Raw genomic sequence first — 16,308 nt, 5'->3', positions numbered from 1 at the left:
CGTTTAATGGCTACATTAGATATTATTTCAAAAGGATTAAAAAAATTAGAACAAACTGATAATAACAAATTTTGGGGATTATTACAACCATTATTAATCGCAAATGAAGAGATTTTGGCATCATTTAAGGCTGTAAATGATGGAATTATTTTTACTAATAAACGAATTATTGGAGTGGATGTTTCAGGAATTGCTGGGCAAAAAGAAAAGGCTACTACTATACCATACAAAAAAATAGATATGTTTTTTATCGAAACTGCTGGCATGGGTGACCTCGATACAGAATTAGAAATTTGGGTAGCCGGTGAATTAATTCATTTAAATTTTAGTAAAAAAGTTGATATTCACCAGATTGGTCAATTACTCTCAACATATATATTATAATTCGAAAGGTGGTATAACAATATGAATATTGTAAATGGAAAATTAAAAGAAGCCTCTAACTCTGAATACGCATCCCATCTTGAGGGCTTGCTTGCTGATGGCGAGGGTGTTCTTGCTACTTATAAAGCCATAAACGACGGTATAGTATTTACTAACAAACGCATTATTGCCATAGACTTTAAAGGAATTACCGGAAAACAAGTGCGCTATAATTCTATTCATTACAAAAAAATAGATATGTTTTTTATTGAGACTGCTGGTGTAGGCGATAGAGATACAGAATTAGAAATTTGGGTAGCCGGCGAATCAATTCACCTAAATTTTGGTAAAAAGGTTGACATTAAAAATCTTGGGCTGCTACTTTCTAATTATGTATTTTAATCCAAAAAATAACATAAAATAGATATAACTATAGGTACACACCTATACTTTATAATTCGAAAGGTGGCACAGTAATATGAATATTATAAACGGAAAATTAAATAAGGCATCAGACTCTGAGTATTCTTCTATACTAGAAGGCTTGCTCGCTGATGGCGAAGGAATTCTTGCAACATATAAAGCAATAAATGATGGAATTGTATTTACTAACAGACGCATTATTGGAATAGACTTTAAGGGTGTCACTGGAAAGCAAGTGCGCTATACTTCTCTTCCATATAAACAAATCTTATTTTATTATATTGAAACTGCAGGAATTGCGGATTCTGACTGCGAGCTCGAACTTTGGCTTTCACTAGAAGAATCTATCAAATTAAATTTTGCTGCAGGAATTGATATATTCGAAGTTGGAAAGATTATCGCATCTTATATCAAATAATACTACAAATCTGGCAATTACCCTACTTTAGGTGGTTGCCTATTTTTTTGAAATATGATATTGTATTGCTTTACAAAAGGAGATGAATAAATGAATGCTAGAAAAAATCAAATTTTAGAAATACTTCAGACAAACACAAAACCTGTTAGCGCAAGCACTATAGCCACTACGCTAGGCGTAAGCAGGCAAATTATAGTTGGCGACATTGCTTTACTTAGAGCATCAGGTCATGAAATCCACGCGATGGCTCGAGGCTATGTACTCGCAAACAAATCTTTATATGTCATCACTTGTAAACACGATTTAAATGATCTACAAAAAGAGTTATATACCATCATAGACTGCGGTTGCGGTATCATCGATGTTATTATATATCATGAAATTTATGGCAAAATTGTAGGAAAACTAAATATTTATAGCAAAAAGGATGCTGATCAATTTCTTGCTCAAATGGAAAATAATGGGCTTTCTCCTTTATCTGAAATTACAAATGGTATCCATTCTCACACATTATCTTGCCCAACGCTTCATCATTTTGAAGATGTAAAAGCCGAGCTCAAAGATATTTTAATAGAAATGCCATATGATTTTACCTACAATAAGCAACTACTATAAAATAGTAATTCTAATATAAAACTGTTTGTTATATTTAATTTTTAATACCAAATCCAGTATTTTTTACTGGACAAAAAGCATATAAATTATTGAGATAATACAAAATAGCAATATCGCATTTATCTTTAGCAAAGGAGTTTGATATGGCAAAAATTATTAAAGATGTAACAATAATTGAAAATACTTTAATCGCAACAGATGTTTACAAAATGGTTTTAGATGATCTCCAAATCGCTCAAACAGCAGATGTAGGTAGGTTTATCAATTTATACCCTAAAAATGCTAGTACGTTATTACCTCGCCCAATCAGCATTAGTGAAATATCCGATACCACCATTACTATTGTATACCACGTTGTAGGATGTGGAACGGCTGAATTTTCTAAACTCAAAGCAGGTGATGCAATTCGAATCAGCTCTGCCTTAGGTCATGGTTACACTATTGCTGATGCGAAGACGCATATCTTAATTGGTGGCGGAATCGGTGTCCCTCCTCTTGTTGAACTTGCAAAAAGAATTACTAGCAACAAAATTGCTATTTTAGGCTATCAAGATGAACCAATCTTAGTAGATAAGTTTCAAGAAGCTGGTGCCACTGTTTATGTTGCTACCGAAACTGGAAGCGTAGGTTTTAAGGGAAATGTTATCGATTTGATAACCTCTGAAGGGATTTTGGGAGATTATTATTATGCTTGTGGTCCCAAACCTATGTTAAAAGCTGTTAAAATGCATTGCAAAGATATTAACAAACCAGTTCAACTCTCTCTTGAAGAAAGAATGGGTTGCGGATATGGTGCTTGTGTTGGCTGTGTCTCAAAAATTAACAACGAACTTCTCAAAATCTGTGTTGACGGCCCTGTATTTTTAGGAAATGAGGTGAATTTTTAAATGTTGGATTTAAGTGTAGCCCTATGTGGTATTAATTTCAAAAACCCTCTTACAACTGCCTCCGGAACATTTTCTACTCAAGCATCTTCCGAATTTTATAATCCCAGCGAGCTTGGCGCAGTAATCACCAAAGGTGTTTCTAGTGAACCTTGGGACGGCAATCCTACTCCTAGAATAGCTGAAACATATGGTGGAATGCTCAACTCAATAGGTCTACAAAATCCTGGAGTCGATGAATTTATATCTTCTGAACTTCCGTTATTGTCAAAATTTAACACTAATGTTATTGTAAATGTTGCGGGACGAACTATAGAAGATTACTGTAAAGTAGTCGAAAAATTAAATGACACTACTGTCGACATGTTAGAAATTAATATCTCTTGCCCTAATGTCAAATGTGGAGGAATCGGCTTTGGAACTGATGCCAAACTAGCCGCCTCCGTTACAAAAGCTGTTAGACATATTTCCACCAAGCCCCTTATCATTAAACTTACTCCCAATGTAACCGACATTACAGAAATTGCAAAAGCTGTAGAGGCCGAAGGAGCAGACTGTATCTCATTAATAAATACGCTCCTTGGAATGAAAATCGATGTACACAAATTTAGTCCTATTTTAAAAAACAAAGTTGGAGGTTTATCTGGTCCTGCTATCAAGCCTATTGCAGTTAGAATGGTATACCAAGTGCGACGTGCAGTTACCCTTCCTATCATTGGGCTTGGCGGCATTGCAACCGGAGAAGATGTTGCAGAATTTTTATTAGCAGGTGCGGATCTCGTGAGCATCGGCACTGCCTGTCTTCATAATCCGTTAATTTTCTTAGATATAAAACGAACTTTTACTGAATATATGGAAAAACACAATTTCCATACCATTGCAGACCTAAAAGCTGCCTTTAGAGAAATATAATCCAAATTAATTATGCGCTATATTTTGTATATCGTTCTAACTTTTATCTTAAGTCAATACACTATACAAAACAATATTATATGTAATATACGTTTAATTTATCAAAGGAGATGGTTTTATGGCTTTAATAAAACGATATCGTCGAGAAATAGCGCTTCTGGCAAAAGATTCAAAACTTGATTTCACAATAAACATTAGTCATTCTTTAACTCCAATTCTTCAAAAACCACTTGCTATTTCAAATCTTACATTTAAAACTACAGATAATACTGACGCACCAAGTTTATTAGATGCGTCTATAAAAAATTAATAATGAACATCAATCAAATGAAAAATAATATTTGAATTGCTCCATCCAAGATCATAGGGTACCGCTAGTCTATCGGTGTTGTGACAAGTAACTAATGGATACCCTTTCGAATCTAAAGAAGTGACCGTCGACACATGTGTGATTCGGTCATTTTTTTCGTATGCCACAATATCTCCAGGTCTCAATTTGAATGCTGCCTTATATATAGTTTCATACGATCCTTGCGCTATTCTATTACCTCTTCCAGAGTTTATTAAATACAACGAGAGCTCTTGTGCATTCACCCAAGTTTTGGTCCCTTCATCAGTGTAATTCCACTTTTCATTTTTCTTAAATGCTCCGCTCTCATACATAATTTGAGACGCAAAATTAGCGCAATCACCTCCCAGTGAGTTACAATCCATATATTGCTTATTATATTTAAACATATTTTCGCCATCACCTATTCCACAATATGTTTGCGCATACTCAATAGCCTTTTGTAGCGTTTCGTTTGGTATAAAATTGGGTAAAACTTGTGCCATTAAAAATTGTGTATGTTCATCTGGTTCTGCAAGCTCCATTTCTAACGAATCTGAAAATGGGTCTGTATACCATTCTTTGACAATCTTATATTGATCTTCTTCTTCTTCTTTTAGATGAATATAATGCGATGTGCCAAGGCTAAATATGTTCAGTTTTTCGGGTTCGTCATTATAAAAATATGTGTATGTTGTACAAATATTACAAGTCATTCCGTAAAGAGAATCTAATCTATCTCGTACTTTTCTCAATTTGAGGTTAGATACAATATCAGTAAAAGTTACCCCTTGCTTTTGAGCCCAAGTTTTCAAATATTTTGCTTTAATTACTTCACGTTCAAATGCGTAGCGACTCACTTTAACATCCAGGTTATATAAATTTTCTAGCCCTTCATAATTTTCTGTTAACACATATTCATTTCTATTTGTTATTATTTCTGATAAAATTTTTGTAAACTTTACTTTTAACTCCTCTTCTTTAATTCGCGCAATCTCTTCTGTTATATTTTCGGTTAGTTCATTTTCTTTTTCATTTAGTTGACTCAAGATTTGCTCTTCTATTGTGTCCAAATCCAATTCTAAAGCATCGGTTAGTCCTGTGCTTATACATGAGTAACACAACATGATTGGCAATAGTATACTTTTTTTCACTATATTTTCTCCTTATCAATTATAATTTATTTTAGTTTCTCCAAAAACATTTTTTTTATCAATAGTATTCATTTTACATAGACAAACTTATTTATACATGCTATAATGTCTCTTATATACATATATTATTAAGGAGGCATATAAACATATGAGATTTTTCACCAAATTACTTTTAGCAATTACTGTTGGAAGCTGTATACTAACTATTCCTACAATAGCAAAAACCTACTCTCAAGAAGAAATCCAAAGCTTTTTAAGTTTTAGACCCAATAACAACACAACACCTTCCGCGCCACACCCCGATATTCCAGATGATATTCAGATCAATGATCAAGAAAAAGAAATTTTACGATTAGTTAACGAACAACGTATTAGCCATGGTTTAAATACTCTTGATTTAAATCTTCCACTTAGCTATATTGCTGATGTAAAATCCCTTGATATGCAAGAAAATCACTACTTCAAACATGATAGCCCTACATACGGAACAGCATATAATATGGTTCGCCACTTCAATCTTACTCCTACGGTTGTCGGCGAAAATATTGCTAAAGGTTATACAACTCCAGAAGATACCGTCGATGCCTGGATGTATAGCGAAACACATAAAGCAAATATCCTATATCCTTCATTTACAGAAATAGGTATTAGCTATCTCGAAGATCAAAATATCTGGACTCAACTATTTATTAATTAATGCCTTTTGGACAAGGAACGGCTCCGCCACTAATAAATACTCTTCTCTCTAATTACTCCTTTTTTTGTCCCTTGTCCCTATACAAAACAAGTACTCTATTATATAATACTTTTCATATTGATTTTAAGGAAGTGATTTAATGATAGAATTAGAACAACTAAGTTTGTCTTTAGCAGGCTATAAGGACAAAATCGATGAAATGGGGCGATCTCTTTGACGTCACTCATGTTCAAGAACAAATAACCGAACTAGAAACCATTTCAGCTACTCCAGACTTTTGGCAAAATTCAAAATATGCTCAATCTGTTCTTCAAGAACTAAAAGATTATAAAGAGATTATTTCAAAATATAAAAAATTATGTAATATGTATGAGGATGTATTAGTATTGATCGATATGGGCATGGAAGAACATGATGCCGACATGTGCGCAGAAGCCATCTCCGATGCCAATAGTTTTATAGAATTTTATGACAACTTACGAACTAGTACTTTATTAGATGGGGAATATGACAAAAACGATGCTATCATTTCACTCCATGCCGGTGCCGGCGGAACCGAAGCTTGTGATTGGAACAATATGCTTCTTCGAATGTATACCCGATGGGCCGAAAAACATGGGTTTAAGTCAAAATTATTGGATATTCTAGACGGCGAAGAGGCTGGCGTCAAATCTGCTACTCTCGAAATTTCTGGCCAAAATGCCTATGGCTACCTAAAATCAGAAAAGGGAATTCATCGTCTTGTTCGAATTTCACCATTCGACAGTGGCGGGCGTCGCCATACTTCTTTTGCTTCTCTCGATGTTATGCCCAAAATAGATGATACTGCAGAAATTACTATCAACCCCGAAGATTTACAAATAGACACTTATCGTTCATCTGGTGCTGGTGGGCAACATGTCAACACCACCGATTCTGCTGTTCGCATTACTCATAAACCATCGGGGATTGTTGTTCAATGCCAAAACGAACGCTCTCAAATTCAAAATCGAGAAACTTGTATGAAAATGCTTGCCTCCAAACTTTTATACAAGCAACATCAAGAACAACTGCTTAAGATTGATGAAATTCGTGGTGAAAAGAAAGATATTGCTTGGGGTAGTCAAATCCGTTCTTATGTATTTCATCCATATAATATGGTAAAGGATCATCGCACAAATCAGGAAACTGGCAACACCGGCGCTGTAATGGATGGCGATATCGATGCATTTGTCAACGCCTATTTGGCTTGGCTTAAAAGCTAATATTTACGATTTTTAGTAACACAAACAAGCTGTTCAATCATATAATGTATTAACAATACACTAAGGGGGGTTTTACATTTATGATCGAATCGTTAACCAAATATTATAATTTAAAACAAAAAGAACTTGCCATCCAACAAGAACTTATTTTGCTTCGAGATCAAATTATTACTGAATTGAATTGCAGCAAAACTAATGTATTTGAATGCTCCGGGTATAAAGCCGAAATTAAATTTATGCCCGAGGTTACTGCCGATTTTATAGAGTTTTTAAAACGCAATCATTGTACAACTTTTATAAAGGAAACCGCCAGCATAGAAGCATATAGAGTTTTAAAAGATGTATATAGTTTTACACAAGAAGAGCAAGATCGTTATTATCACTTAAAAGAAACTCCCTACTTATATGTAAAGAAACTCTAACTATACCTTCCTCATCTGGAAGGTTTTTTTTGTATATTTTTTCTATATATTTTTGTGTTATTTATTGCTAAAATATGGTAAAAGATATGGAGGCGATATTGTGAAATTATTAAAAAAATGTTTGTTTTTAAGTTGTGCCCTGTTTTTTGCATTGCCATCTTCTGGCGGTATTCAAGCATCCGAAGTGATTTTGCCACCCGAAGTACAAGCCGAAAAAGCTGCTTTTGATACCTTTCCAACACTAATCGAAAAATATGAGACTAAAATTATTACTCAAGTTAATGACCAAGAACAGCGCATTCAGTCTATTACTATCCCCTTAGAACCTTTCACGTTAAGCGCAGGTCAAACTAAAGAAATTGAATTTCCGGCTGATCTTGTTCGCGTTATGCCCACATTTTATAGAATAGATGTATCTGGTTCTGGCTTCAAAACTACTGATTTTATTCAGGGCATTTCTCCTACCAAAGGTAATCAGGGTAAGGTATCCTCGCCTTGGTTTAGTGACACAACTTATCAAATTCGATCTAGCACCTTTGAAATTAATCATGTTGCAGAGCTTGCACGTGGCGATGCGGCCTATACTGGCTACAAATTTCTCTTTACCGGACCTCTCAGCGTAGATTCCATCAAACTATTTGAACCAAATGGACGTTCCATAAAAATGGATACCACCGCTTGGGAAGTACTTGGCGCAAATTTGCCTATCTTAGACCAAATCACAATCAATGTTGATGCCACAAATCACCTCAGCTTAGAAGGCATTACAAAATTTGAAAATGATAAATTTAAGCGAGTGTACGCAAACCCCATAACAGCCCCCGATGGCTACAAGGTTGCTAGAGAATATTATATCGACAAAGGCTTTTTTCCTGGTCGCCAAATATATAAATTTGCACCTTCTTTGGAAATAGGCTATAGCCCAGCAGATCCCAAAATGACAGAAGATCCTAATAGACCCGGGTATGGCACCTACGATACTTTGGACGAAATGTTTGCTAGCGGCGCTGAACACGACATTGCGATGTTTGATGCACTATATGGAAAGGATTTACAATATGTACTATGCTTTAACGATTGGCCTAGCTGGTATGTAGAAGGACCCAACAATGCGCATGGAACTCCAGGAATTGACAATTTCGATGCAGCGGCCGACCTTGCAGCTCAATATGTTTCCAAATACGATCAATACTTAGATGGACGCGGACCTACCTGGATTGAAGTAAAAAATGAAGCCTCCATTTCTAATCAGTGGTCGCATCATAACAACCCTACTCCTGGCTATGGCTGGGATACTTTAGCAGATTTTCACAACAAAACTGCTATTGCCATAAAAGCGCTCAGCCCCGATACCCTCGTCGGAGGTTCCACCGCTGCGTGGATGGCGCTCGATAACCAAAATTTCCAAGAAGCCGAGTATCATATGAAATTTATAGATGATACCGCACACGCACTGGATTTTTATTCGTACCACTTCTACGAAAGCAAAGATCTCATATTAAATAATACAGCAACAAACTACGGCGGATACTTAACCGGTCGCCTCGAAGCCGACTTAGACTTACTTCGAAATCACATGGTCAACACCAACAACGTAAAGCCTATTGTCATCTCAGAAACCGGCACCCTACACAGCGGACCAAACGATCCCGACTATTGGATTAACCTCAAAAATCACAATTCTTATATGATTAGATACATGAACCGTGCCAATGAATTTGATATGGTAGTTCCATTTATCATCCCTGCAATATGGTGGGATAAAGATGCGCCTGAAGGACTGTGGGCATATAACAAAAACGGTCAATTATACACCGATGCCGAATTTGGCCTTACTCCTATGAAGTATTTCTTTGAAATGTGGGATGAGTACAACGGCAATTTACTTCCAGTTTATACCAACGATGTCAACGACAATGTATTTGCCCATAGCGCGCAAGATGGCAATGTTATATATATTGCAATCAACAATATGAATCCGCAACAAGCAAAGTTTGATATAAATCTCATGCTAGACGATGAGCAAATCGACAAAATCGAGCGAACTTCTATGTATCTCGATCTTGGCAAACTACACTTTATAGACAACGAGCCTCTCGACAATCTCAACGATATTTTTATGCACGTCGAAGAAACCAGCATTATCAAAATCACCCTCAACAAAGCTCCTACAATAAACTCAACTCTCACCAAAATGACTTACTACGGAGACAATATGCTACAAGAGACTGGTTCTCCTGCCAACTTTGTGATCCACACACCAAATACCAACGTCGAATCCAGCATACTCAGAGTTTCATTGGGCAAAATGAATGGGTTTAACGTCCCTTTGCAAGTATCAATCAACGGCTACAATTTGGAAGCTCACGACATGTCGTACACCAACAAAGCTGACAGATACTTTGGATACGTCGACTTCATCATTCCGCCCAATATATTGGGGCTCCAAAATAACATCATCGTCAACGTTGCTCAAGATGGTGGAAAAATCTCTACAGTGGCCTTAATAAACTTAGAAAAATAAAGCAACTGTCGTAACACACGTCGCTCTTTCATCTTTGGTTAATGCGATATAATTTTGTAACTTTTTATAATGATTTCTAAACGCTTTTGTATAATTTACCCATATACTTTTGCAGTATCTATTGTTAAAATATGTTAAAAGATATGGAGGCGATATTGTGAAATTATTAAAAAAATGTTTATTTTTGAGTTGTGCCCTGCTTTTTGCATTGCCATCTTCTGGCGGTATTCAAGCATCTGAAGTAGTTTTGCCACCCGAAATACAAGCGGAAAAATCTGCTTTTGATACCTTTCCAACGTTAATCGAAAAATATGATACTAAAATTATTACTCAAGTTAATGACAAAGAGCAACTCGTTCAATCGATTGCTATTCCTATAGAGCCGTTCACTTTAAGCCGCGGCCAAACTAAAGAAATTGAGCTTCCTGCTGATATTGTGCGTGTTATGTCCTCTTTTCATAGAATAGATGTGTTTGGCTCCGGATATAAATCTACCGATTTTATTAAGGGAATTTCTCCTAGCAAAGGGAATCAAGGCAAGGTGTCTTCTCCTTGGTTTGGAGATACCAACTATCAAATTAGGCCCAGTACTTTTGAGATCGACCATGTTGCGGAGCTTGCACGCGGCGATGCTGCCTACACTGGCTATAAATTTCTTTTTACCGGGCCTCTGAGCGTAAAGTCTATGAGATTGTTTGAACAAAATGGACTTTCTATGAAGATGGATACGACTGCTTGGGAAGTGCTTGGCGCAGATTTGCCTGTCTTAGATGGAATAACTATCAATGTTGATGCCACAAATCGCCTCAGCTTAGAAGGCATCACAGAATTTGAAAACGATAAGTTTAAGCGGGTATATGCAAATCCTATCGCTGCACCGGACGGCGACAAAGTTGCTAGAGAATATTATGTTGACAAAGATTTTTCTCCTGGGCGTCAGATATATAAATTTGCACCAGCTTTAGAAACTGGATATAGCGCATCAGATCCAAAAATGACAGAAGACCCCAACCGACCTGGGTATGGCACCTATGATACTTTCGATGAAATTTTCGACAGCGGTGCTCAGAGCAAGATCGCTACCTTCGATGCATTATATGGAGAAGATTTGCAATATGTAATATGCTTTGACGAATGGCCTAGCTGGTATGTGGAAGGACAAAATAATGGACGCGGTACCCCTGGAGTTAACAACTTTGATGCAGCGGCCGACCTTGCGGCACAATATGTTTCCAAATATGATGAATACTTAGATGGACGCGGCCCTACTTGGATCGAAGTAAAAAATGAATCTTCTATTTCAAACGAATGGTCTCATCATAACAACCCCACTCCTGGCTATGGATGGGATGTCCTAGCAGATTTCCACAACAAAACCGCGCTTGCAATCAAAGAGCTCAGCCCAGATACATTTGTCGGTGGCTCTGCTGCAGCCTGGATGGCGCTTGATAACCAAAATTTCAAAGAAGCCGAAAATCATATGAAATTTATGGATGACACGGCACACGCACTGGATTTTTATTCGTACCACTTCTACGAAAGCAAAGATCTCATATTAAATGATACAGCAACAAACTACGGCGGATATTTAACCGGTCGCCTCGAAGCCGACTTAGACTTACTTCGAAATCACATGGTCAACACCAACAACATAAAGCCTATGGTCATCTCAGAAACCGGTACCCTACACAGCGGACCAACCGATCCCGATTATTGGATCAAGTTAAAAAATCACAACTCTTATATGATTAGATACATGAACCGTGCCAATGAATTTGATATGGTAGTTCCGTTTATTCTCCCTGCTATGTGGTGGGACAAAGACGCTCCCGAGGCGCTGTGGGCATATAACAAATATGGTCAGCTGTACACTGATGCTGAATTTGGCCTTACTCCTATGAAGTATTTCTTTGAGATGTGGGATGAGTACAACGGCAGCTTACTTCCAGTTTATACCAACGATGTCAACGACAATGTATTTGCCCATAGTGCACAAGACGGCAATGTTATATATATTGCAATCAACAATATGAATCCGCAACAAGCAAAGTTTGATATAAATCTCATGCTAGATGACGAGCAAATCGACAAAATCGAGCGAACTTCTATGTATCTAGATCTTGGCAAATTACACTTTATAGACAATGAGCCTCTCGACAGTCTCAACGATATTTTTATGCACGTCGAAGAAACCAGTATCATCAAAGTTACGCTAAATGAATCTCCTAATATAGATTCAACTCTTACCAAAACGACTTACTATGGAGACAGTATGCTACAAGATACTGGTTCCCCTGCCAACTTTGTAATTCACACACCGAATACCAATGTCGACTCTAGCATACTTAGGGTTTCGCTTGGCAAAATGAACGGGTTCAATGTTCCTTTGCAAGTATCGATCAATAACCATAACTTTGCGGCACACGATATGTCTTATACCAACAAACCTGACAGATACTTTGGGTACGTCGACTTCATCGTTCCTACCGCAATATTGCAACCGCAAAATAATATCACCGTCCATGTTGCACAGGGTGGTGGCAAAATCTCCACAGTAGCATTGATAAACTTAGAAAAATAGATCACTTCATTTATCTTCATTCGAGCAGCAGTCTAAACACCTCCCACTGTTGCTCACTTTGTTTCTTTATATACAGGAATGTCTGGGCACACTCCTGCTATTTTTTGAATCCCTCTCGAGATCGCATCTTTTGAATTTTTCCATGGCTTATCCGCATTGGCATAGTCGTTTTTATCCACAAACCACTCTATCTCTCCCTGGATCCGCTCTATTGATTTCAAGAGCATTTGCTTGCTCTGCACATAAAACTCCTCCTTTTGCTTATCGTTTAGATACCGCGGCGCCTGCTGCAACACCTCATTAAAATGTAACAAACAAAAGCCTTGACTTTGACTAAATATTTGTTGAAAATCACTGCTACTAGTATATAAATAGAAGAATGTTGAGATATACCTTACCATATCCGCCTCCATTTTATTGCAGATAAAACAGGAGTTGATACTCAAATCAATCGCTTCATTTATCGTTGTTGCTTGTGGTTGTATACCTCTAAGCTTTTCTATAAATGTAGACTTTGGCAACGCATTTTTGTTTAGCAGTTTGTCCAAAGAATTATACAGGCTTTTATAGTGCGTCGACAAAATTAGGCCCAACCCCAATCTGTTTCCATAATCATATAACATTTTATAATGATGCCCACAAAAACCCGTCTTATTAGTAATGTCTCTAAAATCAGATTGCATATAGGAATTGCCCAAAGTAAAACTTATCGCTTCTTGCTCCAATTTATTGTGAATTACGCAAAATGGACATTCCGTCTTCGCTTCAAATGCTTCTGTTAATGGAATTGTATAAATTGTTTCCTTCATAAATCACCTCGTTATTATTTTTTTAGGTACATCATAGTTTATTCAATGTTTTACTATTCTTGCTCAAAAAGTTATTGCAGTGGCTATCTTTTTACAGACTATCGTATTATAATAATTATATGTAGTACAATACGTTTTTGAAAGGAGATGCCATATGCAAGTCATCACATCTGATGGAATACGTTTTTATGATATAGATCCTTCTGGACAAACAGATGTATCTGATTCGCTACAAGAACTTTTTGATAACTTATATTCAATCGGCATAACAGCATTAACATTACAGTTTCTTCCTGGAATTTATTACATTAATAAACCTTTAACATTGAAATTTATTAGTATCACCATCCGCGGTGCAGCACATGGGGGCGTTGATATTCATGGAACCAATCTGGCCAGCGGAACTATTTTTCAATTAGGCAAAGACTGTTTTCCAAGCTGCTTGACATTCTTTTGTGCCAGTGCTCCGCATTCTTTTCCAGCTGGTCAATCACCTTGGCCATATAAAACTACTAGAATATCTGTTGCCAATATTAATTTTGTCGGTTATAACAATACAGATGTCGATACACAAAATGGATACTCGCGATTTAAAGACAATGAACCCAACTTTAGAAGATTTTGTTGGTACCCTGCCGCCGATCGATACACAGATATAGAATTGGAAGGGCAACGAGCCATCACTATTAGCCAGGCCAAGGCAAGTGAAAAACCTGAGATGCTTTCAATCGACAGTTGCTATTTTACCGATCTATATGTGGGTCTTGATATTGCCAACTGTGATGTCAGTAATATTCGTCACTCTTGGTTTGGACAAATGGTATATGGCATTCGCTATCATGGCGCTGGGCAATGTATCATGATGAACGACAACTGCTTTGCTGATCTAGAAACGGCCATTCAGTTAAATAAGGCCTGCATGTCGACACTTCATAATAATACTTTTGCGTATATAAGCAAATGCTTTATCTTAAAAAATTCTAGTGAAATAAATATTAACTCCAATGTTGTACGCAATTGGCATCAGGCCACCGGAACTGCCACCTGTGGTGCGTTTCTCTCTGCACAGCAATGTAAAAACCTTACAGTTAGTTCTAACACCGTTTTAAATGCCCTCGACAGCCGCACCAAAACTCGCACTGTTGATTCCGAACCCAACGGGCGCGCATTTGTGGATTTTGATAATTGCTCTAACACAATTTTTATAGGCAACTTGTTGGATACAGCTCAAACAGAACCCGTCGTAAAGTTAACAATGTGTACTAATTTCACATCATATAGTAATATGATATTATATGGAGCAGGCGGAATGGCCTATACTATTGCAGACAAGTGCCAAAACATTAAGCTAACCGATCAGCAATTAAATTAATATTCCTTGTTTCAAGCAGTTGACAGGGCTATTTCAACTGCTTCTAATATATTTTCTATGGAGGTTATTATATTGAAACCAAATATTATATTTTTCTTAACCGACGACCAGAGGTACGATACTTTTGGATTTATGGGGCACAGCCAAGTTTTTACACCTAATATTGATAAGCTAGCTAGTGAGTCTGCCAAGTTTAATAACGCTTTTCATGTTGCTCCTATTTGCATGCCTTCTCGAGCATCGATGCAGCTAGGCAAATATATTGCGCAACATAACTGCGGCTTCGATTTGCCTACAGATTATACCATTACTACCGAAGAATACCAGCATTCTTATCCTGTATTGCTACGTCAAAATGGCTATTTTACAGGCTTTATTGGCAAATTTGGATTCCCTATTGCAAACGTCAAGGCTCACAATGGTACTAGAGAAATTCATCCTAATAGTCTTCCCGAAGATCCTTATTATAAACCCACCAGAAACTTTAGCGAAGAGGCTCTTGCACCTCAGTATTTTGATGTTTGGAACGGTTCACCCTCTAACCTAAAATATTTTCCGGACAAAGAAAACAAGTTTAATGGCTATGAAAATCAATGGAACGACGATCACCTAACTATGTTTAATGCTCACCAAGCAGATGCGTTCTTAGAAAAAGCGGCAGATTCTGGCAAACCTTTCATGCTATCTGTTAGTTTTAAGGCACCGCATCGTCCACACACTGCAAGTCCCAAGTGGGTTCAATTTTATAAAGATATGACTATAAAAAGAATGGATAATGACAAACCAGAATATTTTGCCGTTTTGCCAGAAGTAGTTCGAACTCACAGCCGCAATGCGGACGAATATTGGGGTGGACATAGATATACTCGCAAAGCTTGGAATGATGACGCAACTTTTCAACACGACTTTAGAAATTATTATGGGCTGATTTCTGGTGTTGATGAAGCAGTCGGCAGCATTCGCCACAAACTCGACGAACTTGGCCTTGCGGAAAATACTATTATCATTTACACTTCTGATAACGGCTATTTTTGTGGATCTAAACAATTGGGTGGCAAGGAATTGCTATATGAAGAATCTATTAAAGCGCCTCTTATTATATATGATCCACGTTCTAAAGTTGGAAAATGGGTAGATGGATTGGTTTCTACAGTAGATATTTGCCCTACAATTTTGGCATATGCTGGTCTTAGCAAAACCGACGAAATGTTTGGCGACAGTGTCATTTCGCTAATCGATGGCCAAAAAGAAGAAATTCACGATGCTGTTTATGGCGAAAATGATTTCAACGACAATTATCTCGATATTGGTCACCATCCAAATCCTGAAAATTACCAATCTATTCACTCTAAATATGTACGCACCAAAAATTTCAAGTATGTTCGATATCATTTATGCCACCCAATCGTCGAAGAAATGTGGGACATTCATAACGACCCTCTCGAAACTACCAATTTGGTTAATAACCCCGAATATCGAACCACGCTCAACGAAATGCGCAACCTTCTCGATACTTTTATTTCTGAGACAACAGTTTCAGTCGACTAAATTAGAAAAAGGAG

General features: G+C 37.1%; 16 protein-coding genes. 14 read left to right on the top strand and 2 right to left on the bottom strand.

The features are described from left to right. The first annotated feature begins 6 nt into the window (after positions 1–6). The 7 genes from PCY70_RS05990 (at position 7) to PCY70_RS05960 (ending at position 3,925) form a co-directional block, all read left to right on the top strand. Complete coding sequence (locus PCY70_RS05990; RefSeq protein ID WP_010166389.1) at positions 7–384, top strand: PH domain-containing protein; 378 nt, start codon at positions 7–9, stop codon at positions 382–384. A gap of 21 nt (positions 385–405) precedes the next feature. Beyond that, positions 406–765 (top strand): PH domain-containing protein, encoded by a 360-nt coding sequence (locus PCY70_RS05985; RefSeq protein ID WP_010166387.1) that lies wholly within the window; start codon positions 406–408, stop codon positions 763–765. Between the two features lie 76 nt (positions 766–841). Beyond that, complete coding sequence (locus PCY70_RS05980; RefSeq protein WP_305768794.1) at positions 842–1,204, top strand: PH domain-containing protein; 363 nt, start codon at positions 842–844, stop codon at positions 1,202–1,204. 90 nt (positions 1,205–1,294) lie between these two features. Continuing rightward, entirely contained in the window at positions 1,295–1,819 is a 525-nt protein-coding gene (locus PCY70_RS05975; protein ID WP_305768793.1) for a transcription repressor NadR, read from the top strand. A gap of 143 nt (positions 1,820–1,962) precedes the next feature. Next, complete coding sequence (locus PCY70_RS05970) at positions 1,963–2,706, top strand: dihydroorotate dehydrogenase electron transfer subunit (RefSeq protein WP_305768792.1); 744 nt, start codon at positions 1,963–1,965, stop codon at positions 2,704–2,706. 3 nt (positions 2,707–2,709) lie between these two features. After that, positions 2,710–3,615: a dihydroorotate dehydrogenase gene (locus tag PCY70_RS05965; protein ID WP_334307379.1), complete on the top strand. Its 906-nt coding sequence runs from the start codon at positions 2,710–2,712 to the stop codon at positions 3,613–3,615. Positions 3,616–3,733: 118 nt separating this feature from the next. Continuing rightward, the gene (locus tag PCY70_RS05960) at positions 3,734–3,925 is read left to right on the top strand and encodes a hypothetical protein (RefSeq protein ID WP_010166380.1); all 192 of its coding nucleotides are present in this window, start codon (positions 3,734–3,736) and stop codon (positions 3,923–3,925) included. On the opposite strand, the gene PCY70_RS05955 is transcribed toward PCY70_RS05960, so the two are convergent. After that, positions 3,922–5,097: an amidase domain-containing protein gene (locus tag PCY70_RS05955; protein ID WP_305768790.1), complete on the bottom strand. Its 1,176-nt coding sequence runs from the start codon at positions 5,095–5,097 to the stop codon at positions 3,922–3,924. The genes PCY70_RS05960 and PCY70_RS05955 overlap by 4 nt on opposite strands. Before the next feature lie 148 nt (positions 5,098–5,245). Here PCY70_RS05955 and PCY70_RS05950 point away from each other — a divergent pair, with 148 nt between their 5' ends. From PCY70_RS05950 to PCY70_RS05930, 5 genes are all read left to right on the top strand, one after another. Continuing rightward, complete coding sequence (locus tag PCY70_RS05950) at positions 5,246–5,794, top strand: CAP domain-containing protein (RefSeq protein ID WP_305768789.1); 549 nt, start codon at positions 5,246–5,248, stop codon at positions 5,792–5,794. Between the two features lie 139 nt (positions 5,795–5,933). Next, positions 5,934–7,038, top strand: a protein-coding gene (gene prfB / locus PCY70_RS05945) for a peptide chain release factor 2 (protein ID WP_305768788.1) whose coding sequence is annotated in 2 segments (ribosomal slippage) — positions 5,934–6,008 and positions 6,010–7,038 — 1,104 coding nt in all. Because the reading frame shifts where the segments join, the coding sequence is not laid out codon by codon here. Between the two features lie 80 nt (positions 7,039–7,118). Further along, on the top strand, positions 7,119–7,460 hold the full coding sequence (locus PCY70_RS05940; protein WP_010166373.1) for a hypothetical protein: 342 nt from the start codon (positions 7,119–7,121) through the stop codon (positions 7,458–7,460). A gap of 100 nt (positions 7,461–7,560) precedes the next feature. Then, on the top strand, positions 7,561–9,984 hold the full coding sequence (locus PCY70_RS05935; RefSeq protein WP_305768787.1) for a beta-agarase: 2,424 nt from the start codon (positions 7,561–7,563) through the stop codon (positions 9,982–9,984). Between the two features lie 157 nt (positions 9,985–10,141). After that, entirely contained in the window at positions 10,142–12,565 is a 2,424-nt protein-coding gene (locus tag PCY70_RS05930) for a beta-agarase (protein WP_305768786.1), read from the top strand. A 53-nt stretch (positions 12,566–12,618) separates the two neighbouring features. On the opposite strand, the gene PCY70_RS05925 is transcribed toward PCY70_RS05930, so the two are convergent. Then, positions 12,619–13,374, bottom strand: coding sequence for a DUF6062 family protein (locus PCY70_RS05925; protein WP_010166370.1), 756 nt, complete (start codon positions 13,372–13,374; stop codon positions 12,619–12,621). Positions 13,375–13,528: 154 nt separating this feature from the next. Between PCY70_RS05925 and PCY70_RS05920 the strand changes: the two genes are divergently transcribed. Together PCY70_RS05920 and PCY70_RS05915 are read left to right on the top strand one after the other, a co-directional pair. Beyond that, positions 13,529–14,746 carry a NosD domain-containing protein gene (locus PCY70_RS05920; protein WP_305768785.1) on the top strand — a complete coding sequence of 406 codons (1,218 nt, stop codon included), beginning with the start codon at positions 13,529–13,531 and terminating at the stop codon, positions 14,744–14,746. Between the two features lie 72 nt (positions 14,747–14,818). Then, the gene (locus PCY70_RS05915; RefSeq protein ID WP_010166368.1) at positions 14,819–16,294 is read left to right on the top strand and encodes a sulfatase-like hydrolase/transferase; all 1,476 of its coding nucleotides are present in this window, start codon (positions 14,819–14,821) and stop codon (positions 16,292–16,294) included. Positions 16,295–16,308: the final 14 nt, after the last annotated feature.

Origin of the sequence: Candidatus Epulonipiscium viviparus (assembly GCF_030708075.1) — a bacterium.
Classification (GTDB): Bacteria; Bacillota; Clostridia; order Lachnospirales; family Cellulosilyticaceae; genus Epulonipiscioides; species Epulonipiscioides viviparus.
Note: the sequence above shows the minus strand (reverse complement) of the source record. Positions and strands in the feature narration are given on the sequence as shown.

Coding starts and splice junctions, on each gene's coding strand:
- PCY70_RS05990 (WP_010166389.1), top strand. CDS start 7: ATGGCTACATTAGATATTATTTCAAAAGGATTAAAAAAATTAGAACAA.
- PCY70_RS05985 (WP_010166387.1), top strand. CDS start 406: ATGAATATTGTAAATGGAAAATTAAAAGAAGCCTCTAACTCTGAATAC.
- PCY70_RS05980 (WP_305768794.1), top strand. CDS start 842: ATGAATATTATAAACGGAAAATTAAATAAGGCATCAGACTCTGAGTAT.
- PCY70_RS05975 (WP_305768793.1), top strand. CDS start 1,295: ATGAATGCTAGAAAAAATCAAATTTTAGAAATACTTCAGACAAACACA.
- PCY70_RS05970 (WP_305768792.1), top strand. CDS start 1,963: ATGGCAAAAATTATTAAAGATGTAACAATAATTGAAAATACTTTAATC.
- PCY70_RS05960 (WP_010166380.1), top strand. CDS start 3,734: ATGGCTTTAATAAAACGATATCGTCGAGAAATAGCGCTTCTGGCAAAA.
- PCY70_RS05950 (WP_305768789.1), top strand. CDS start 5,246: ATGAGATTTTTCACCAAATTACTTTTAGCAATTACTGTTGGAAGCTGT.
- PCY70_RS05940 (WP_010166373.1), top strand. CDS start 7,119: ATGATCGAATCGTTAACCAAATATTATAATTTAAAACAAAAAGAACTT.
- PCY70_RS05925 (WP_010166370.1), bottom strand. CDS start 13,374: ATGAAGGAAACAATTTATACAATTCCATTAACAGAAGCATTTGAAGCG.
- PCY70_RS05920 (WP_305768785.1), top strand. CDS start 13,529: ATGCAAGTCATCACATCTGATGGAATACGTTTTTATGATATAGATCCT.